17 protein-coding genes and 1 pseudogene are annotated in these 19,388 nt (G+C 45.0%); 6 read left to right on the top strand and 12 right to left on the bottom strand.

The features are described from left to right. The first annotated feature begins 462 nt into the window (after positions 1-462). Positions 463-1,689: a cyclic di-GMP phosphodiesterase gene (locus GTQ48_RS03230; protein WP_163105147.1), complete on the top strand. Its 1,227-nt coding sequence runs from the start codon at positions 463-465 to the stop codon at positions 1,687-1,689. A gap of 52 nt (positions 1,690-1,741) precedes the next feature. On the opposite strand, the gene GTQ48_RS03225 is transcribed toward GTQ48_RS03230, so the two are convergent. Together GTQ48_RS03225 and GTQ48_RS03220 are read right to left on the bottom strand one after the other, a co-directional pair. Further along, positions 1,742-3,022 (bottom strand): general secretion pathway protein GspB, encoded by a 1,281-nt coding sequence (locus tag GTQ48_RS03225; protein ID WP_163105440.1) that lies wholly within the window; start codon positions 3,020-3,022, stop codon positions 1,742-1,744. Between the two features lies 1 nt (position 3,023). Then, entirely contained in the window at positions 3,024-3,935 is a 912-nt protein-coding gene (locus GTQ48_RS03220; protein WP_163105146.1) for an ExeA family protein, read from the bottom strand. 146 nt (positions 3,936-4,081) lie between these two features. Between GTQ48_RS03220 and GTQ48_RS03215 the strand changes: the two genes are divergently transcribed. Together GTQ48_RS03215 and GTQ48_RS03210 are read left to right on the top strand one after the other, a co-directional pair. Beyond that, complete coding sequence (locus GTQ48_RS03215) at positions 4,082-5,350, top strand: tRNA nucleotidyltransferase/poly(A) polymerase-related protein (RefSeq protein WP_163105145.1); 1,269 nt, start codon at positions 4,082-4,084, stop codon at positions 5,348-5,350. 273 nt (positions 5,351-5,623) lie between these two features. Next, positions 5,624-6,211, top strand: coding sequence for a porin family protein (locus tag GTQ48_RS03210; RefSeq protein ID WP_163105144.1), 588 nt, complete (start codon positions 5,624-5,626; stop codon positions 6,209-6,211). A gap of 90 nt (positions 6,212-6,301) precedes the next feature. Here the strand turns inward: GTQ48_RS03210 and GTQ48_RS03205 are convergent. Further along, positions 6,302-8,077, bottom strand: a pseudogene (locus tag GTQ48_RS03205) (S46 family peptidase). A gap of 69 nt (positions 8,078-8,146) precedes the next feature. Continuing rightward, on the bottom strand, positions 8,147-8,746 hold the full coding sequence (msrA, locus tag GTQ48_RS03200) for a peptide-methionine (S)-S-oxide reductase MsrA (protein WP_163105143.1): 600 nt from the start codon (positions 8,744-8,746) through the stop codon (positions 8,147-8,149). A 337-nt stretch (positions 8,747-9,083) separates the two neighbouring features. On the opposite strand from msrA, the gene srmB reads away from it, so the two are divergent. The 3 genes from srmB (at position 9,084) to hemW (ending at position 12,310) form a co-directional block, all read left to right on the top strand. Next, the gene (gene srmB / locus GTQ48_RS03195; RefSeq protein WP_163105142.1) at positions 9,084-10,343 is read left to right on the top strand and encodes an ATP-dependent RNA helicase SrmB; all 1,260 of its coding nucleotides are present in this window, start codon (positions 9,084-9,086) and stop codon (positions 10,341-10,343) included. A gap of 232 nt (positions 10,344-10,575) precedes the next feature. Further along, complete coding sequence (gene rdgB / locus GTQ48_RS03190; protein ID WP_163105439.1) at positions 10,576-11,178, top strand: RdgB/HAM1 family non-canonical purine NTP pyrophosphatase; 603 nt, start codon at positions 10,576-10,578, stop codon at positions 11,176-11,178. Further along, positions 11,171-12,310 (top strand): radical SAM family heme chaperone HemW, encoded by a 1,140-nt coding sequence (gene hemW / locus GTQ48_RS03185; protein ID WP_163105141.1) that lies wholly within the window; start codon positions 11,171-11,173, stop codon positions 12,308-12,310. Before rdgB ends, hemW begins: the two co-directional genes overlap by 8 nt. 107 nt (positions 12,311-12,417) lie before the next feature. Here hemW and GTQ48_RS03180 read toward each other — a convergent pair whose 3' ends face one another. From GTQ48_RS03180 to GTQ48_RS03145, 8 genes are all read right to left on the bottom strand, one after another. Beyond that, positions 12,418-13,224: a DUF2884 family protein gene (locus GTQ48_RS03180; RefSeq protein ID WP_163105140.1), complete on the bottom strand. Its 807-nt coding sequence runs from the start codon at positions 13,222-13,224 to the stop codon at positions 12,418-12,420. Between the two features lie 161 nt (positions 13,225-13,385). Then, positions 13,386-13,973, bottom strand: coding sequence for an Lcl C-terminal domain-containing protein (locus GTQ48_RS03175; protein ID WP_420837586.1), 588 nt, complete (start codon positions 13,971-13,973; stop codon positions 13,386-13,388). Positions 13,974-13,977: 4 nt separating this feature from the next. Beyond that, complete coding sequence (locus GTQ48_RS03170) at positions 13,978-15,780, bottom strand: Lcl C-terminal domain-containing protein (RefSeq protein ID WP_163105139.1); 1,803 nt, start codon at positions 15,778-15,780, stop codon at positions 13,978-13,980. A gap of 103 nt (positions 15,781-15,883) precedes the next feature. Next, complete coding sequence (locus GTQ48_RS03165) at positions 15,884-16,372, bottom strand: PAS domain-containing protein (protein ID WP_163105138.1); 489 nt, start codon at positions 16,370-16,372, stop codon at positions 15,884-15,886. Beyond that, the gene (locus tag GTQ48_RS03160; RefSeq protein WP_032096415.1) at positions 16,372-17,367 is read right to left on the bottom strand and encodes a response regulator; all 996 of its coding nucleotides are present in this window, start codon (positions 17,365-17,367) and stop codon (positions 16,372-16,374) included. The genes GTQ48_RS03165 and GTQ48_RS03160 overlap by 1 nt, the downstream gene beginning before the upstream one ends. 201 nt (positions 17,368-17,568) lie before the next feature. Beyond that, complete coding sequence (locus GTQ48_RS03155; protein WP_163105137.1) at positions 17,569-18,279, bottom strand: LrgB family protein; 711 nt, start codon at positions 18,277-18,279, stop codon at positions 17,569-17,571. 4 nt (positions 18,280-18,283) lie between these two features. Next, on the bottom strand, positions 18,284-18,655 hold the full coding sequence (locus tag GTQ48_RS03150) for a CidA/LrgA family protein (RefSeq protein WP_239059978.1): 372 nt from the start codon (positions 18,653-18,655) through the stop codon (positions 18,284-18,286). 196 nt (positions 18,656-18,851) lie between these two features. Then, positions 18,852-19,181 (bottom strand): hypothetical protein, encoded by a 330-nt coding sequence (locus tag GTQ48_RS03145; protein ID WP_163105136.1) that lies wholly within the window; start codon positions 19,179-19,181, stop codon positions 18,852-18,854. Positions 19,182-19,388 lie beyond the last annotated feature (207 nt).

The raw sequence follows: 19,388 nt of genomic DNA, 5'->3' as shown, positions 1-19,388 counted from the left end.
CTAAGTCAAAGGGCTGTGACAAAGAGTAAAATGCTTCTATAACGCCCCCTTCGGGCAGCGCCTGTGAGCTATTTATCCTGCGTTAAATGGTTTCGATTTAGACCGCTAGACCTTCAACCATTTGCCTTGTCTAAATAGCTCACAGACCGCTGCAAAAATCTACAGCAAAGATCAACACGCCCTTTAGTTAATTATTTATTAATTGTGCAGGTTTGCTACGCTACTTTATGCGTAAAAGATCGAATGCACGGAAAATGGCAGAGGTTTTGTAGGGCTTTGTCACGGGTTTGGGCACATACTTAAACTTTCCGTTTGATTTCATTTTTCAATGAAAACCACTGTTAGTACAAGAAGTGAACTTTGCGGTTTTTAAAAATAATTTTCCTCATTATTGGCATATCATCACACATAACCCTATGCTAATTTAACGAGCCTAAAACAATGCAGTAAACGGACAATGAAATGCTAGAACAGGTGCCTATTAATGAGCTTAAACCAGGAATGTACGTTACACAGGTTCTAAAGCAATCTGGTACGCTTCATATGCGCTCCCAGGGCATTGTTAAATCTCAAAGCATTGTGGATACATTGAAGAAAAAAGGCATTTTACTTCTCGAAGTTGATATTGCTAAGTCAAAGCACCATCGCAATGATGAAACTCAAGCGGATGCTCTGGCAAATGAAGAGCAAACACCTGCCAATGAACCCTCAGCGTCTGAATCAGGAACGGCTAAGTCGCCCCCCCTAGACAATGCTTCCATTAACGAAGCCAATGACTTATACGAAAATGCTCTGTCTATTCAAAGTAAGTTTATAAAAGCGTTAAATCAAGAAGCCGTGACTGACTTATCTCCAATGACGTCGCTATCACACAGTCTTATAGAGAGTGTATTTGATAACGAAGACGCCTTAAGCTGCCTCACCCTCATTAAAGATACTGACAACTACCTGCTAGAACACTCGATAAACTGCTCAGTGTTAACCGGAATATTTTGCAAATTTCTTGGCTACGACAGAGACAGTATTGAGCAAGCAAGTCTTGGGGCATTGCTTATGGATACGGGCATGTCATCAATACCCGCTGATATTCGAAGGCCTACTGCAGCCCTATCTGAAGACGATCTCGCGGTTTTGAAAACCCACGTAGAAGTTGGTACTACCCTAGTAGAGCAATGCGGAGAAATTCCCGATTTGTCTTTGCAGGTTATTGAACAACATCAAGAGAGAGTAGACGGCAGTGGTTATCCTGACGGGCTTTGTAACGACCAAATATCAGAGTTTGCTCGAATAGCCGCCATTGTTGATACCTATGACGAGTTAACATCTCATCATCCGTCGCAGCCAAGCCTCACCCCAATGCAAGCGCTCAAACGCTTATCAGCATCACCTGGCCTAGATCAAACCTTGGTTACCCAGTTCATCCAATGTATTGGTGTGCACCCAGTAGGATCTTTGGTTAAATTAAAAAGCGGCAAGTTAGGCATTGTTAGTAAAATTAATCCTAAAGATCCAATAAGCCCTCATGTGATGACGTTTTACAGCGTGACATCGAACCACTTTAATGAAATTAAAAAAATTGACCTTAGTCATTATAACGATGAAGTGGTCTCTGGCGTGCGTCCGGAAGAATTCAGAATAAACCTGCCGAAGTTTTTCAAGGAAGTGTTTGTTCATCAAGCCCCGCAGTAAACAATAACCGAGAATCGATATTCGATATTCGGGGCTTGGCCTGGCTTGCGCGCTACCAGTCAGTAAGCGCTGCCATAGTAAATATTTCATCTTCAAAGGCTAGCACCACCCGCTGAGCCTCAATGTTTACAATTTGGACTTTGTCGGCAATCCAGTCGCCCTCTGAAAGCTGACGACCATTTACCCTAACCCACCTATCTCGCGGTTGAGACGCGTACATATGGGCACTGAAATTCATTGTTGGCAACCGAGTTAATAATCTAACCGGTAATTGGTCTACCCGCAGTGTATCGTCACGTACCGTTACCTTTGTTTCAGGCTCTCTCGCTGAACCCGGTGATTTTTCATCAAGTGCTTCAACGGCAGCGTTAAATCGCGCCATTAGCTCTGGAGAAACCTCAATATTGTTAGCGTTATTCGCCTCGTTAAGCACTTTCCCTTCGTACTCGTCGGTAGAGCCCTGCTCACCCGTAACACTTTGCCCTGTGCTACCCTGCCCACTGCTCTTTTGATTGCCAGTTCTGGCAGATTGAGAATTAGCGCTTCCAGAATTAGCGCCCCCAAAATCAGTGCTTAGCCCCGAATTGCTAGCATTATTTACACTGCCATTTGACGCGGCTTGACTATTCGACGGCGGCGATGCGTTGTTATTCATCACATTCTGCGCATTATCTTGCGTATTACCAACGTATTGTTGACCTGGCTGTTGTGATGATTGTTGAGCAGGCTGCTGCGCAGGCGTTGAATTGTTCCCTGTATTAGTAGATAACGTTTGCTCACCGCCTACGCCGTTTTCATTCGGCGCTGCATCTGTAGTGGTATTCGAGGGCGTATTTGCTGCCGTATCTATATTTCCTGCTGATGTTGAGGTATCGGTAGAAATTGATGAGGCTAACGCCGGCCACCAATTATTCTTTGTCGCTGCGGTAAAGCCAAGTGCAAGCCCGCCTATTATCACAACGGCAAAAACAAAAGCTTGCTTTGCATAAAGTGAAAACGACGACGGAAGGCCTTCAACAGTAGGCAAAAATAAACTGCGATTGAATTGGTCATTCAACGATTTATCGAAGCGCGCCGACGTATCGTGCTGGCCCCGCAATAATGCCTGCGTTTGCGTGCGATGGTGAGTTGAAGTGGGAGTTGGAGGTGCAACTTCAACTGTTTGTTCAGGGTCAATTTCAAGTTCTTGCACTCCCATTTCTGAAAGGCCTTGCACCATAGCATCGCTCGATACTAATCCAGATTTGCGTATTTTAACTGGCCCGTTTTGCTTGGTAATTTGAACTATCACCATGCCTGGCTGCAAATTTTCAATAGCAACAATATTAGACATACTAGACATACAAACTCCCAATGGCATACCCACACACTAACGCTAGTACAAACGCCCCCGTCAAGTACCATCGGTTTTGGCCCTGCACTCTTTGGCTTACGACATCTTCACCCAAAATTTGTTCTGCCGCTGCGAGAAAAATAGGCTTTTTCACCACCGCATGTTGCTTAGTAAATGAAAGGGTTAACGCCCTATCGCATAGCAAATTAATAACCCGAGGAATTCCCCCCGTTATTTGATGTACTGCACGCAAGGTACCCTTACTGAAAATACTAATATCGCCACCTGCCACGCTAAGTCGGTGTGCAATGTAAGAACTCACCTCTGGGGCGGTTAGCGGCAGCAGGTGATATCGAGCCGTAATGCGCTGTGCAAGCTGTCGGAGTTCATTGCGTTTAAGCAATTGCTGCAGCTCAGGCTGGCCAATTAACACCACTTTAAGCAGCTTTTCTCGGTTAGTCTCTAAATTAGTTAATAAGCGCAACTGCTCTAATACCTCAGGCAATAAATGCTGCGCTTCATCAACCATCAATACGGTATTCATACCCGATTTATGATTTTCGGCGAGTTTAGACAAAATGAGGTCAGTGAAATATTTAAGGCTGGCTTTATCAGATGAATATGAAAGCCCTAACTCGTCACACACTGTGGCCAAGAGCTCTAAGGCTGATAACGTGGGGTTTAAAATCATCGCTACCTGAGTATTATCCGGCAGCTGTTGAAGTAATTTTCGCGAAACCGTTGTTTTGCCTGTTCCAACCTCCCCAGTCAGCATGACAAAACCACCGCTTTCCCTTAAGCCGAAGGTTAAGTGTGCTAGAGCCTCTTTGTGTCGTGGGCTCATGTAAAGGTAGTCGGGGTTTGGCGCTATGGAGAACGGGTTGTCGTTTAACCCGAAGTAATTCAAGTACATGGTTTTCGCTAATTCATCGTAAAAACGATGATTAAACTACCAGAGCATGACGGTAAGTAAAAGCGCCATAGCACGCAGTAACAAATTTAATTGTAACATTGGTATACTCACCATTATTACCCTTACTTTTTGAAGAGCGAGAATACATGCAAGTTTACTTGGTTGGCGGTGCCGTTAGAGACACGTTGTTAGGAAGGCCCGTTACCGAACGCGATTACGTGGTAGTAGGGGCAACCCCTGACGACATGCTCGCAAAGGGCTTTACACAAGTAGGAAAAGACTTCCCTGTATTTCTCCACCCGCGCACTAATGAAGAATATGCCCTAGCCCGCACAGAGAGAAAATCTGGGGCTGGCTACACGGGCTTTATTTGCGATGCATCATCTGAAGTGACGCTTGAAGAGGATTTGCGACGCCGTGACCTTACTGTTAACGCCATGGCGCAAGATGATTCGGGCAATATTATCGACCCCTACAACGGAAAAGCTGATTTAGAAAACAGATGTTTGCGCCATGTTTCTCAAGCATTTAGCGAAGACCCGTTACGAGTGTTTCGCGCGGCCCGCTTTGCCGCTAGGTATGCCTACTTAGCTTTTTACATTGCCGAAGACACCATCGCCCTTATGACATTGATGGCAACAAGCGGTGAATTAAAAGCACTAAGTGCAGAGCGCGTATGGCAAGAGACTAAGCGCAGCCTTTTAGAGCAGTCTCCCGGGGTGTATTTTTCAACGTTGGCAAAAAGCAAGGCGTTGCCAAGCTGGTTTATGGAACTCAGTGACGTCATCGACGACGCTATAGCGTTACTGGTTAAAGCAGTAGCCGCTACTAATGGTAACGGTAATAGCAACGATAACGACGACGGAAGTATCGATAGTAAGGCTGATGAAAACGTTAGCGCTGATAAAAAAGAACAGGATGATACCCAAATATTAATTACTCGGTTTACCTCACTTTGCATGTTGTTAAATGAGCAACAGGCAGCGTCGCTGTGTAAACGCCTAAGGGTGCCAAATCAAGTAAGCGAGATTGTTGTGCTGGCCTGTAAATTTAAAACCTTGTTGCTAGGCAATATTATTGGCTCCGCGACGAGCCATAGAGCGAGCTCTACTGAAACCTGCATAACCTCTGATGCCCTGATCACTGTTTTCAACGCAGCGGATGCGTGGCGACGAGCTGAGCGCTTTGAACGATTACTTTTTGCCATCGGTCCAGCAGCAGAGGCAAGTGGAGTAAAATGGTCAGCCACGCACGGCCTAATTAATAAGGCCTTAGCCGCAGCGAACCAGGTTAATGTTAAAGACATTATTGCCAAAGGGCACAAAGGCGCAGCAATAAAAGAAGCTTTAGATAAAGAAAAGCTGCAAGCCATAGGCCATGCTATTAAGTCAGTCAAAGGCGAAGGCGCTAAGTAAGTCATTACATACAGCAAAGCTTATGTATTCTTTTCAAAGAGCATGAAAGTTCTGCCGTACAGCTTTTAATCGACGATTAGAAGCTGTACAACTCCGGTCAAAAACCTGTGTAAACTGTGAAACTCTTTCACGGTTTTTCCTCTTTTCTGTGAAATTTACGCTGGCATACCAATTGAATAGTTAATCACATCAACCGTGAACAATTACAGCTTCACGTTGAACTTCCCTGAGGGAAGCTAATGGAAAGTTATAAATTGAAAAGAGGATGTCATTATGAAAAAAACACTTACAACACTTGCAGGAATCGCAGCACTCTCATCGCTAACATCGTTTGGTGCCCATGCGCAATCAAACGATATGACAGCTGACGACAGTGGTTTTTATGTAGGTGGTAACTACGGTTACCTTCGTGTAGAAGGTGAAGACGACTTTGATGACGACAAAGATGTATGGCAAGGATTGCTAGGTTATAAATTTAACGAATACGTTGCATTAGAAGGTAGTTTTATCGATTTTGGTGACTACGGCACCGACCTTGCTGGCGGGAATACCGATGGGTATACGGCAGCGATTAAAGGTATCCTTCCGTTAACAGACCGTTTCTCACTCTATGCAAAAGCAGGTCAACTGTGGTCAGAAACTGAGTATAATTTAGGTGGCATATCGAATGAATCCGACGATGAAAGCCTTTTCGTTGGCGCAGGTTTAAGTTACGCCATTACCGCTAACTTCCTAGTAAACGCGGAATACACGGTATACGACGCGGAACTAGACGCGGAAGAAGCCGTTGACGATATTGACGACACTAACTTTGAAACCGATTTAAAACAAGCGAGTATCGGTGTTGAATACCGCTTCTAAATAACAGTTTTTAAATACTAAAAAGCCAGCTTTTAATCAGGCTGGCTTTTATATTTCAGTTTGTTACTAACAGCTTTTACCTAGCAACTTTTATCTCACCACTGTCATTTCTTCAATTAAGTTGTTCGCCCCATCTACATACTCCATTACCCAAAGCATATAGCGGGTATCAACGTGGATAGTGCGGGTAGCTTTAGGGTCGAAATCCCAATCTGAGTTTACACTCTCAAAGGTTCCATCAAACAATAAACCAATTAATTCGGCTTTCGAGTTTAAAGTAGCAGATCCTGAGTTACCGCCTGTAGAATCTAAGTCGGTTAAGAAGTTAACTGGAACGCTGTTTATATCATCCAATTTATACGGGCCGTACTGAGACTCATTGATGAGTGAAAGCTGTTTTTTAGGTGAATTAAACGGAGTTTCGCCAGTGTCTTTCTCAGTGATCCCTTCTAGACGGGTGAAAGGCTCGTAGATAAGGCCATCGTTAGGCGAACCGCCCATTACGTTGCCGTAAGTCACACGCAATGTGCTGTTAGCATCTGGATAAGCCAAACTTCCCATCGACTTCTGCCATTCAATAATTGCCTTCATATATTTAGGCCGAAGCGCTGTGGCTTTGCCGCTTAAGGTTTTGCTTTGATCTTCAATACTCATTTCAGTATCGAAAAGGGCAACGGCCAATTTAATGAATGGGTCATCACTTTTTTCAAAGTCTTCACGGCTAGCGGTAAGCCAGGAAAGTCGAGTTTCAGTGTCGGTTAATGAGGTATTATCGTAAAACGCCTTCAACGTTTTCTGCAGTGTTTGGTTGTCCGTAGAGCCGTTGATGCCAACTGCCTCGTCAAATGACGCAACGCGATTTTCTTCAGGCTGCTCTCAATACATGCTGATCATTTTTTGCCAAACAGCTTGATCAACAACCGGATCGAAACGACGCTCTATTCGCTCCATTCCTTCTTTCAAACGAATTTGATCCCGTTCTTGAAATCCAGATTCACGCTCTGCATCTGGCTTTTCACTCTCAATAGCATTGCGATATAGTGTCTGCGCAGACGACAGTAACTGAGCGCGATTCAAGTTGTTGTACCAAAAGTTTTGCTTATTCATTTGCATCTGCTGTTCGCTTACCGCGTCTAGTTCAGCTAGCGCCTGTTTAAGTTCGCTTTTGTCATTTTTATCAAGCCAAGCGGACAACTGTGCTTCGCGCTCAGCACGACGTGGTACTAATCCCACTCGTTTGGCACCAGATAGCTGGCCTAATGTGTTTTTATGGAAGTTATTTAAACCGGCAAGAGTCGCTTCGCATTTAATGCGCGCGTCGCTTCCTTCTTCTGACGCTTTTTCGATAGTATCAATCCACTCGCCTACCAAATCTAAATAGGTGGGGTACAACCAATCGAATGTATACGATACGCGAGACAACCGCGCATAGCGATTTGTTGAGCCCGGGTACCCCGCTGCCATAACAAAGTCGCCATCGCTAAGACCTGCTGCAGACACTTTTAAGAAATGTTCTGGCTTAAACGGTACGTTCTCTTCACTAAAATCGGCTGGCTTACCGTCTTTACCCACGTAAGCACGATAGAATGAAAAGTCGCCCGTGTGGCGAGGCCACATCCAGTTATCGATATCACCGCCGTATTTCCCAATGGAGTCTGCAGGTGCATACACAATGCGAACATCGCGTATTTCCATTTGTTTAATAAGCTTGTATTCAAGGCCTTGGAAAAATGACGGCACTGAGCAGCGGAAACCCGGTTGTGACTCACATTCGGTGATCAATGCTTTACGGTTAGCTTCGATAGCATCGAAGCGCGCACGCCCTTCTACCGACTCTTTTATACCACCAGTGTAGTATTTTTGCATTGTCGCAAAAGCGTATTCATATTGTGAGCACACAATTATTAACAAGTGTAACCAAAGGAGGTGAAGTACTCAGTGCGTGACAGCATCACCCCAAATTTCTTCTAAGCGAGCGTCGCGGCCACATCCCCAGCGATACGTTGCATAACGGATTGGGCTTTTTTTGTAGTAGTCCTGATGATAGCTTTCATCACCTTTAATGGGGTAAAAGGTTGAGGCATCGAGAATAGGCGTAACCACCTGCTGATTTGGAAACTGACTGATAACTGCCTGCTTAGACTTTTCTGCCAGCATGCGCTCACTCTCGTTTTTTACAAAAATAGCACTGCGGTAGCTAGGTCCTTTATCACAGAACTGACCTTTGTCATCAAATGGGTCGATGTTTACCCAGTAATGGTCCAGAATATCTTGATAGCTCAACACGCTAGTGTCGTAAGTGATCAACACGGCTTCGTAATGACCTTTATGATTGCCACTATACGTTGGATTTTTAAGTTTTCCCCCAGTGAAGCCTGAAATAACGTCAGTGACCCCTTCCAATGTTTCAAAGTCTTTTTCCATACACCAAAAGCAGCCACCTGCCAGTATGGCTTGTTTCGTTTTCGCAGCCATTGCTAAAGGACCATAAAAAAGTACGGCACATGTTATTGCCAGCGTAAGAATTTTTTTCATAACAACGTTTTACCTATTTTGAGAAGCGCTTTTTTTAGCTATGTTGATTAGCTATTTTCAAACACGCGGACGTGTTGACCTCGCCTGCTTTGCGTTTGTATTTGTGTTTGTGTTTGTGTTTGTGTTTGTGTTTGTGTCAATTATTGAGTCTATACGGTTAAAACAAAATCGCGGTTTTAATTTAGCGCTATCAACTTTACCATTGCGCTTGATGCAAAACGCGTAAACGAGAACGAAAGGGAATGCTGAGATAATCTCATTTCCTGTACAGTTTTTTTCTGTGTTTCGACGCATCAATGCTACAATACACCCCATTCATTTTAAGCGTTTTTATACTATGACTTTCGAAGAACTCGAATTAGACGAAACTCTCTGTCACGCCGTGGCCGATATGGGTTATGAAACCCCAACCAATATTCAAGAATTGGTTATTCCACTTGCCATGGACGGACGAGACATTTTAGCGTCTGCACCCACCGGTACCGGAAAGACAGCGGCATTCTTGTTGCCTGCGTGTCAATTTTTGCTGGATTACCCGCGTAAGCAACCTGGCGCTACGCGTATATTAATTCTAACGCCCACTCGTGAACTTGCTCTTCAGGTATACGAGCAAGCTAAAAGTTTTACCAAACATACGCAATTAATTTGTGGTGTTATTACTGGCGGTATTAACTATGGCACCGACAAAGAAACACTAAGCCAAAACTTAGATATTCTTGTAGCCACACCGGGACGCCTTTTAGAGCACATCGAAAAAGAAACGGCTGACTGCCGTGATATTGAATGCTTAATTCTTGATGAAGCTGATCGTATGCTTGATATGGGTTTTTCTACCGTGGTAAATCAAATAGCCACAGAAGCTCGCTGGCGCAAACAGAACCTGCTTTTCTCAGCAACGCTAGAAGGCGCTGGGGTAAAAAACTTTGCGAAAGACATCTTAATTAACCCTGAAGTTGTTGAAGCAAATCCATCGCGCAAAGAAAAAAATAAAATACACCAGTGGTATCACCTCGCCGATGACTTCGCTCATAAACAAGCGCTGCTTATTCACATTCTTAAAGAGCAAGTGACTACTGCAGTTGTGTTTGTAAAAACACGAGAGCGTTTGCAGATGCTTAAAGACGTGCTTGCGTCTAAAGGAATTAATGTTTGCTGGCTTCAGGGCGAAATGCCACAAGATAAAAGAAACGCCGCATTAGCGCGTTTTAAAAGCGGTGAAGTGCCTATTTTACTTGCCACCGACGTTGCGGCACGTGGAATAGACGTACCCGATGTAAGCCATGTGATTAATTTTGATATGCCACGCAAAGCCGATATTTACGTGCACAGAATAGGAAGAACTGGCCGCGCTGGCGCAAAAGGTACTGCTATTTCACTGGTAGAAGCCCACGACTTTGCCATGGTTGCAAAAGCTGCCCGTTATATGGAAGAGCCTATTAAAGGGCGGGTTATCGCCGAGCTTAGACCTAAAAACAAGACGCCCAAAATTACTGCCAAAAAGAAAAAGGTAGCAACAAAGAAAAAGACAAGGCCGAAGAACAAAGCGAAAGCAAGGGCCAGTTCAAAAGCAAAGTCAGCTGGCAAAAAAGCCAAGTAAGTCAGAGGTTGTTAAGCGCTGCAAGGGTATTTAACGAGTGCATCTAATTTGTGCAATTAAATTGAGCCATCAAATTTAGCTATTAAGTTTAATCATTAAATTTAATGGGTATGGCTAGAAACAAAGCTAGCTATCAGATTGTACAATGACAAAGTGCCCTGTAGTGCCTTCTGTTGACTCAGTTCACTTGGCCTACTGGCTGTGGCAAACCTATTCAACTCAGAGTAATGATATGACATTTCCCCAAAAAATTGTTTTAGCCTCGGGTAATCAAGGCAAGGTACGTGAATTCACCTCTCTTTTTGCTGACTATGGCGTAGACGTAATTGCACAAAAAGAACTGGGCGTTGAAGACGTTCCAGAAACAGGTACCACCTTTGTAGAAAATGCCATTATTAAAGCGCGCCATGCGGCTCAGGTAACGGGTTTGCCCGCTATCGCTGACGACTCTGGGTTGGTGGTTGATGCATTAGGCGGTGCCCCAGGCATTTACTCGGCACGCTATGCTGGTGAAAACGCCAACGACGGTGACAACATCGATAAGCTACTGGCTGATCTTGATGGCGAAGCAAATCGCAAGGCCCACTTCTTTTGCACACTAGTATTTATGCGTCACGCTGATGATCCTGTACCGCTAGTTAGCCAAGGCAAATGGCAAGGCGAAATTCTTAAAGCTCGCCAAGGCGACGGTGGTTTTGGATACGACCCCATTTTTAATCTGCCTTCCCACGGCTGCACGGCGGCAGAGCTAGAAAGCGGCGAAAAAAATCGCGTTAGTCATCGCGGTAACGCGCTGGCTATTTTACTTGATAATATGAGATCTGCTTTTGCGTAATCCACCCCTTAGTTTGTATGTGCATATTCCTTGGTGCGTACAAAAATGCCCTTACTGCGACTTCAATTCACATGGATTAAAGTCGGCATTGCCAGAAAAAGAATACGTAGCTCATCTACTCGACGACCTTGCAGAAGACGCCAAGTCTATTGGCGATAGGCAGGTAGATACCGTGTTTATTGGTGGCGGCACACCAAGCTTATTTTCTGCAGACGCAATGGCAGATATTATCGCTGGCATAAAAGCCCGGGTAAATTTAGCACCTGATGCGGAAATTACCATGGAGGCCAACCCTGGTACCGTGGAGGCTGGAAAGTTTTTAGGGTTTTATCACGCTGGCGTAAACCGTATTTCTGTAGGAATTCAAAGCTTCCAACCGCAGCATTTAGCGGTGCTTGGGCGTATTCATAATGATGACCAAGCCATCAATGCAGTAAAGCAGGCGCACAGCGCTGGACTGCCTACGTTCAATCTTGATCTTATGCATGGGTTGCCTCAGCAAAGCGTCGACAATGCCATGGCAGACTTAGATAAAGGCATCGCCCTTAATCCATATCACCTATCGTGGTACCAGCTGACCATTGAGCCAAACACGCCTTTTTACTCTCGCCCTCCCGACTTACCAGATGACGACATATTGTGGGAAATTCAAGAGCAAGGGCACAAAGTGTTAGAAGCGGCGGGCTACCAGCAATATGAAATCTCAGCCTATGCAAAAGAAGGCCACCAGTGTCGCCACAATGTAAACTATTGGCGTTTTGGTGACTACCTAGGTATTGGCTGCGGGGCTCATGGCAAAATAACGGATATAGAAAGCGGGACGATAAAAAGGCTAGTAAAGGTGAAACACCCTAGAGGCTATATGGAAATGAGTCGCCCTTATATCGATACCACCACAATGGTAGAAGAAGACGATATTCCCTTTGAGTTTTTTATGAATAGATTCCGTCTTTTAGAACCCTGCCCTATCGACGACTATAGTGCATTAACAGGCGTTTCAATAAGCGATGAGGTAAAAGCTGCGCTTGATGATGCTGCGCAAAAAGGACTGCTAGACATTACACCGCATCACTGGCAGGTTACAGCTAAGGGCCGACGCTACTTAAATACGCTGCTTTCCTGCTTTGTGTAATGCCATGCAAATGAGCCTGCACCGCGTTATACATTGCAGTTTTAAAATCGGCAGTGTTAAAGGCGGCGTTGTGAAACGCGGCAGTGTGCTAAGCAGCAGTGCTGGGCTTACTCGTTAGCCGTTTGTACTGTTTGCGAAGTAATAATGTTGTAGGGTTCAAACGCTGGAAGACTGGCTCTTAAGTTTTCCTCGGCAATGTCTAAACGCTTAAGCTTTTCACAAAACCATTCTGCTTTTTTACGCAGCGTCGTGGCCTTGTCGCCAACGTCTAAACCTTCACCAACCGTATTCAGCTGTCTTGTAATAGCCGCGACTTTCTCTTCATTCACTTCGCTGTTGTCGGTGTTAATACCGCTGATAGCTGAGAGAATGCCGCCTACTGAGGTAGAAATCGCTTCTTCAAGCTGCGCCTCAATTTCACTGTCTACAAACTCATCGACGCTTTCTAGTGACCCAGGGCCAATAAAATAGTGATTACTGGCATGGCGAAACTTATCCTTCACTCTGCCTTGTACCCGCTTCATTGCGGTATTCAAGCGCTCGTAGCTGTCGTGATCGCTACCTACCAAGCCCAAGTAAACATGCTCGATAGTGTCTATCGCCAAATCGACTCCTTCGGTGGCCAGCACTATCATTTTCGGCACTACATAATGCAGACCATTTGAATATTCACTAAGCCAAGCACGCTGCTCTTCATTAAGGGTTTGCCACCGACCGTTAATAAAAAGCTGAGACTGCTCGTTAATTTGCACTACGGTGCGAGTTTTATCCATCACTCGCAATTGGTCGCTATTAACCGCAATGCCGTAGGCAAAATCGATGTTACAGGTATATTCGGCCTGCGTAGAAAAAGGCAGCCCTGCTAGCAAGCAAAGCAATATCGAAATAGGTTTGAAACGAGGGAAATATTTCATAACGCTATTGTGGCTAGCTTACGACAAAATAAAAAGCCGTGTTGAGTTTAACGTGCTAAAAATCAGGTTGAACTTGAACTAGATTGGATAAAAAGAAAGCACATAAATTTTTATGTGCTTTTTCATCGATATCTTTATCTGTTTTTGCTAAACGCAGATGTCTATTCGTCGGTGGTAAATGTTCTTACTAAGCGAACATAAATAAACCGGTCTTTTTCTTTAATAGAGTGACTGGCGTTAAAAAAGGCAACCACCCACGCTCTATCAGGATCGTCAGCAGATGGTGTAGAAGTCCAAAAATCATCAGGGGGGGTGGCCGGGAAAAGCGAGCTATTCACAGCGGGTCTAACGCAGTCTCGCTCGGTAATCGAAGCAAGCTCTTTCACATTAGGTAAACGCCAGCCAAGCAAATCTTCGTCGCTTGCTTGATGGGCTAGTTGCAGCGCCGCTTGCCACGTGTATTTTATTGCTTCACCTTCACACGTAGAGCCGTTCCACGTTTGCCCTTCTGAGCAACGTCGCCACACAAGGTCGGTGGTAACATCAAGTAATGTACTCGTTGTTACGGCAGTAAAGTTGTCATTAGGGGTGGTTTCAAGGCCATCTGACAAACACTCTTGTGCCAGCGCCACGCTGGGAATAATGCATAGCGCCGCGAACAGATATGCACCAACCAGCTTGGCGTTTAATACGCTGTTTTTTCCTGCAGCAGTTTGTGTCATAAAGGTGTTGCTTATAGTTAGTTTCATTACGTTATCTCCCTGCTCTCACTAAACGCACTCTCGCTGCCGTGGACTTATTGAGAAAGTTATCAACACCCGAGTCAAAATCTAGCGCCCATGAATTTTGTGCGTCATCACTGTTTACACCGTCTGCGCTTGGCACTGACGACCAATACCAAAGAGGCGCGCTCGATGGAGCCCCCGTATTAGGGAAGTAATCTTCATCTATCGCTACCCCGCTAACGTCCCCAAGATGCATAAGCGAAAAGAGCTCTTTGTGCGTGGGCATACGCCAATCGAAAAAGCCGCACAAACCTTGTGAGTTTACCTCGGCAACATAAGCCGTAGTATTACAGTTAGTGAGCAGGCATGTTGCGGCCATGCCCACTTGGTCGCCTTCAAAACCGCCGTTAACTTCTTCGCTATACCAAGAGTAGGTAAAGTTTACGTCGCGCACCGAACCGTCATCAGTTTTCACTTCCCATACTAAGCCGGTTACGTTGTCGCGAACGCAAGACCATGTTTGGGCATCAGCGTCTTGCTCATCGCCGTTTGCGTTTAAGCGGGTAAAATCAAACCCGGCTTTACCTCGGCCTGCTTTTTCTATTAACCCGTTTTGCTCGATAATATCAGAGCCGCGCTGACCGTCTTGGCCAGGAAAGTCGTTTTGCTGTGCTTGGGTTAGGGCATTATTGGTGGCTTGTTGTAAAAAACCAGTGTCGTTGACTAACGCAGTGGGCATGGGTTGAATACGCACCGAAATAGTATCTTCAACACTGTTGCTATTGGCATCGGTTACTGTAAGCGTATACGTCACTACTGTGGCAGACGATACCGCAGGGGCAATGGCGAAGGTAGATAGCGCATCACTATCGTCAACGGCTTTTATGCTTACCAATGTGCTCGCTGGGTCGCTATTGTCTTGGTTAGAGCCAGTCGTACCAGACAAAGAAGAGGTCGCAATACTGCTACGCTCCCAAGAATATTGAAGCGGCTCTGCCGCCGGAATACTGGTACTCGCTTGTCCGTTCAACACAATAACTTCACCACTAAATACGCCTTGCGAAAAGCCGGCGTTAGCTTCTGGTAACGTTTCGGCCTCAGACTGAATAGACAAACTCACTAAAGCGGTGTCGCTCGCCCCCTCGCTATCAACCACTTCTAGCTGAAATTCGAGGGTCTGTGGATCGTTTGCAATAGGCGTAGTGATACTCAACGTAGATAAGTTGGTTTCAACACCCGTGATGACATTGGTTCCGCTGGTTTGCGACCACGTATAGCTGGCTATAGCGTTTGTATTCGCTGGCGCATCAGCATCGCTGCTGCCAGAACCGTCTAATACAATATTTACACCGCCTGGAAAATTATTGGCTGGCAGACCACTCCACTGAGGAACAGAAATATCTGCCACAGGATCGATGTTAATAGGCGCTACCGTGATGATAGTGGCATCGCTGGTTGAATTACCGCTTGCGTCATTTACCGCCAACGTAATGGTATAGCTGGTGCTTTCATTTACCGAAGGCGCGACAAAGCTAGCTGAAGACGTGGATGTATCGTCATGGGTAATATCAAGGGTAGGCGACGCAGTCCAATTATAGGTATAGGTACCGTCGCCGCCAGTTACGCTGCCGCTTAATGTATAAGTAACCCCTTCGGTAACGGTGGCGTCTGGCCCTGCATTTACCGCCAGAGCACTGTTGCCTGGACTGCTGTTGGAATCGGAGCCGCCTCCGCCACATGCGCCTAAAATAAAGACACCACAACACACAACAAAAAATCGTGCCGCGGCAGTAAAAGAGCGAGGAGAATGAATAAAAGGCGTTACTTGCATAAAAGCTCCAATAGCACGACAACCTATTGGCCGTGCTTTTTAAAAACAGCATGTTTTAAATTACTGAGGGAGTAAGGAATGAGGTGATGCAGCTGCGTTAACGCTAGAGTACTCTTTTCGACTCCTGCGCCTCTGACACCGATACCTGCAACGATTCTAATTGCTTTTTCCCTACTGCCACATCAGTCATGTCATAAATCATCATACTGATGTAATCCACTTTACCCGTTGCCGAGGTCAACGGTGAAAGCGTGATGTTTTGATACATGTATGGCTCACTACCTGTAATCGGCCGATAGTTGGGAAACTTAAACAAATAGGGGCGTTGCTCCCATGTCATAAATGCACGGGTTTTCAATTCAAACACTGGCTTGGCTTTTTTCATAAACCAGTCTTTTTTGATGGCGGGAAACAGCTCAAATAACGTTTTGTCTCTCACTTCGCTAGGCAGCATTCCGCTGTGACTTTCCATAAAGCCGTTCCACACCTGCACAGAAAAGCTTTTATCTAACACCACAATACCTACATCAACGGTTTGCAGCATATCCATCATCCAATGGAATTCTAATAAATCGTCGAGATTCTGATTCATTAAAAGTCCTCCAGCAAATGGGCGAGTTTTGAATTCATCATTTTCATCGATTCCTCAGTGAACAACAAAATGAGATCGCATTGAACGTTGTAGCCCTCAAGACCATAGCTTAATTCAATGGCCAGCGTTCGCTTCCACTTAATTTGGTTCATACTGATGATTTCGGTAATCGCACGATGTTGACCAAGTACAATGGGATGGCCTTGGCTGAAATTAACATCCATCTGGTTTGCTAGCCCGCTCAGACAGGTGCCAATTAAAATACTGGCAGCGTCCATCAATAATTCTAATTGAAGCTGATCGTCTACCTCACCTTCTACATTTAATATTTTGGCCACGTCGTCGAAGCTTGAATCACTTAAAATACACAGTGCCTCGCCACTAATACCTGGGCCTAAAAAGCCTTGGCAAACCGCGGTAACTTCTTCATGACTTTCTATATCTGACAGCATCATATGAAGTTCAGACACTTCAATGAGATTGACGTTGGGAATGGGTAATTCAACAAATACGTTCATGGTTCTGGCTAGGTGGTCGCCCGCTTGGCCCATGGCTATATTAGTAATCTCTTGGTAGCAATCGCGAATATCGGGGTCAAGAGGAGTAACCTCGTGCACCTCTTCCTCTTCAGCATGCAGGATATTATGTTTATCTAATACCTCGGCCAGTGCCTGAGGGTCGACGGGCTTGCGAATAAAATCTAATGCACCAAGCGAGATTACTCGGTCACGGGCTTCAGGTTGAATATCGCCAGATACCACAATGACCTTAGTTTTAAGCCCCTGCTTTTGAATAGCTTCTAAGGTGCCGTACCCATCAAGTACGGGCATATTTAGGTCGAGTAGAAGCAAATCGCCTTTACCGGCGGTAAGGGACGCAAGCCCCTCTTGGCCATTTTTAGCAAAATGCACAGCAACGTCCCAATCTTGGGGAAGGCACTTAGCCACTTGCTTTCGTGCAACTAATGAGTCATCACAAACGAGTACGGAAAACATTAAGCTTTTATACCACCTAATTTAAGAAACCAGTTTTCACCGACGTTATCAATTATTAACTAATGTAACCGTATCGGCAGAATAACAGCAAACTGAAACGCACTTTTGCATAAGTGAATAATGATATGAAATACATCACTAAGAAATAGCACTTTTGGGGAATATTGCCAACGATAGCACCAAATTAATGCTGTTGGGGCTTTATAACACTATGCTAAACATAAGGGGGAGAATAAAAGCGGTAAATAAGCCGTTAATGCAAAGCCCAAGCGTTGCCATTGCGGTTACCTCCTCGCCCATGTGAATGGCTTTAGCCGTGCCTACTGCATGAGCCACTGTACCTAGGGCGATGCCCTGAGCTTCTGGGCTTTTTACTTGGCACAACAAGAAGACCGAGTTCGAGACCACCGCTCCCACAATACCCGTGGTGATAACAAAAACAGCCGCCAGTGCTGGTATGCCACCAATTTGAGCTGTGGCTTCCATGGCCAGCGGCGTAGTTATTGATTTAGCTAACATGGTGAGCTGCAGCGCAACGGGCGAACCCAGCGCATACAATGTAAACCAAGCTAACAATGGCGCCAACACACCGCCTACAGCAATACTGGCAAATAGTCGCCAGCCGTAATGCCTTAACTTTTGCCACTGCTTAAAAATAGGCAGCGCTAAAGCAACGGTTACCGGCCCTAACAACCAGTGCAACAGCGATACCGATTGTTGATACTGAGGCACACTCATATTACTGAGTAAAAGCGCGAGACCCACAAGCGATACCGTAATTACCAGCGGGTGTGATGCGGGATGGCCGTTAAAAAACAGGTTCACTTTTACGCTAATGGCGTAACAACACAAGGTAACGGATAACCATATAAGACCACTTACAGTAAAGGTATTGAGGATCGCATCTATCATTGCGCTACATCGACTTTTTTTTCATTAGTTTATTCGCTACCCACGCCGTTAACCCCAAGCTTAATGCTGTGGTGCCCCCAATCGCTAGAATCAGCGCCACCGCATTAGCTTCAATATCGCTCCAATACATACCAACTCCCAATACGGCAGGAACAAAAAGTACAGACATGTGCTTGAGTAAAGGCTGCGCCACTAATGTGGTGTGTGTTTCAATGTTTGGAAAGGCGAAAAGCAAAGAGAGCAATATTACCAACCCTAGTAACGGGCCGGGAATGGGCAGGCCGAGGGAAGCTGAAAGAAATACCCCGCCGTAATAGGCGAATAAAATAGCAAAAACGCCAATGAACGTATTTTTAAGCTGAAGCATTTTCGCCATTCGTCTCTTTGATATTGATTACCAAGTGTATTCTCAAACTAGCATGCTGAAAAGCGCGACAAAGGTCTTACTAATAAATGATCATAACGCTTTAGTTAATGATGAATGCTGCAAAGTGAGGCGTCAGAAACAAGTAAGGGCTAGATAAACTAGCCCTTACTTTTAAAATCAATACTTGCCAAAACTCTCTATCGGCCTAGAAGAAGCTGTCCTGGTGAATTTTAATAAACATGCTGGTGCCAATTTTCGAGTAGTCTATTTTGTACTCTTTCCCGTTAAGGGTTTGAATGAACACCAATGTTTTTTCATCGCCAAATACGTCACTTGTGGTCACATCCACCAGCTCCATATCCATCATTTTGGCATCGCGCTTGTTCTCTGGGACTTTTCCTTCGTATTGCTTAATACCTTTATAGGTAACAATAATCGGCGGATGCTCGTCTCCGTTAATGACCAGTAAGTCTAGCTTTCGAATTTTGTGAATAATGGTGTTACGGCCACTTGTAATAAAGGCTCTTTCTGTCATTTTAATCTCCGTGACAGCGTACCTGCTGTATAAGGCAATGCAATGTTAAAATTATTATAAGTTTACCACTAATTACATACGTAGCACATAAGCAGCAAGCTCTTGCTTTGACTAAAGTATAAACATAAAACAATTAAAACAGGCAAATAAAAACTACTTTTTGTCGCTTTTTGCTTACTTTCGGTACTATTGCTGCTTCTTTTTTTA

This window comes from Alteromonas genovensis, assembly GCF_010500895.1.
Taxonomy (GTDB): Bacteria; Pseudomonadota; Gammaproteobacteria; order Enterobacterales; family Alteromonadaceae; genus Alteromonas; species Alteromonas genovensis.
Note: the sequence above shows the minus strand (reverse complement) of the source record. Positions and strands in the feature narration are given on the sequence as shown.

Excerpts from the sequence above, each read along its gene's own strand:
- GTQ48_RS03230 (WP_163105147.1), top strand. The coding sequence starts at position 463 with ATGCTAGAACAGGTGCCTATTAATGAGCTTAAACCAGGAATGTACGTT.
- GTQ48_RS03225 (WP_163105440.1), bottom strand. The coding sequence starts at position 3,022 with ATGTCTAATATTGTTGCTATTGAAAATTTGCAGCCAGGCATGGTGATA.
- GTQ48_RS03220 (WP_163105146.1), bottom strand. The coding sequence starts at position 3,935 with ATGTACTTGAATTACTTCGGGTTAAACGACAACCCGTTCTCCATAGCG.
- GTQ48_RS03215 (WP_163105145.1), top strand. The coding sequence starts at position 4,082 with ATGCAAGTTTACTTGGTTGGCGGTGCCGTTAGAGACACGTTGTTAGGA.
- GTQ48_RS03210 (WP_163105144.1), top strand. The coding sequence starts at position 5,624 with ATGAAAAAAACACTTACAACACTTGCAGGAATCGCAGCACTCTCATCG.
- msrA (WP_163105143.1), bottom strand. The coding sequence starts at position 8,746 with ATGAAAAAAATTCTTACGCTGGCAATAACATGTGCCGTACTTTTTTAT.
- srmB (WP_163105142.1), top strand. The coding sequence starts at position 9,084 with ATGACTTTCGAAGAACTCGAATTAGACGAAACTCTCTGTCACGCCGTG.
- rdgB (WP_163105439.1), top strand. The coding sequence starts at position 10,576 with ATGACATTTCCCCAAAAAATTGTTTTAGCCTCGGGTAATCAAGGCAAG.
- GTQ48_RS03180 (WP_163105140.1), bottom strand. The coding sequence starts at position 13,224 with ATGAAATATTTCCCTCGTTTCAAACCTATTTCGATATTGCTTTGCTTG.
- GTQ48_RS03175 (WP_420837586.1), bottom strand. The coding sequence starts at position 13,973 with ATGAAACTAACTATAAGCAACACCTTTATGACACAAACTGCTGCAGGA.
- GTQ48_RS03170 (WP_163105139.1), bottom strand. The coding sequence starts at position 15,780 with ATGCAAGTAACGCCTTTTATTCATTCTCCTCGCTCTTTTACTGCCGCG.
- GTQ48_RS03165 (WP_163105138.1), bottom strand. The coding sequence starts at position 16,372 with ATGAATCAGAATCTCGACGATTTATTAGAATTCCATTGGATGATGGAT.
- GTQ48_RS03160 (WP_032096415.1), bottom strand. The coding sequence starts at position 17,367 with ATGTTTTCCGTACTCGTTTGTGATGACTCATTAGTTGCACGAAAGCAA.
- GTQ48_RS03155 (WP_163105137.1), bottom strand. The coding sequence starts at position 18,279 with ATGATAGATGCGATCCTCAATACCTTTACTGTAAGTGGTCTTATATGG.
- GTQ48_RS03150 (WP_239059978.1), bottom strand. The coding sequence starts at position 18,655 with ATGGCGAAAATGCTTCAGCTTAAAAATACGTTCATTGGCGTTTTTGCT.
- GTQ48_RS03145 (WP_163105136.1), bottom strand. The coding sequence starts at position 19,181 with ATGACAGAAAGAGCCTTTATTACAAGTGGCCGTAACACCATTATTCAC.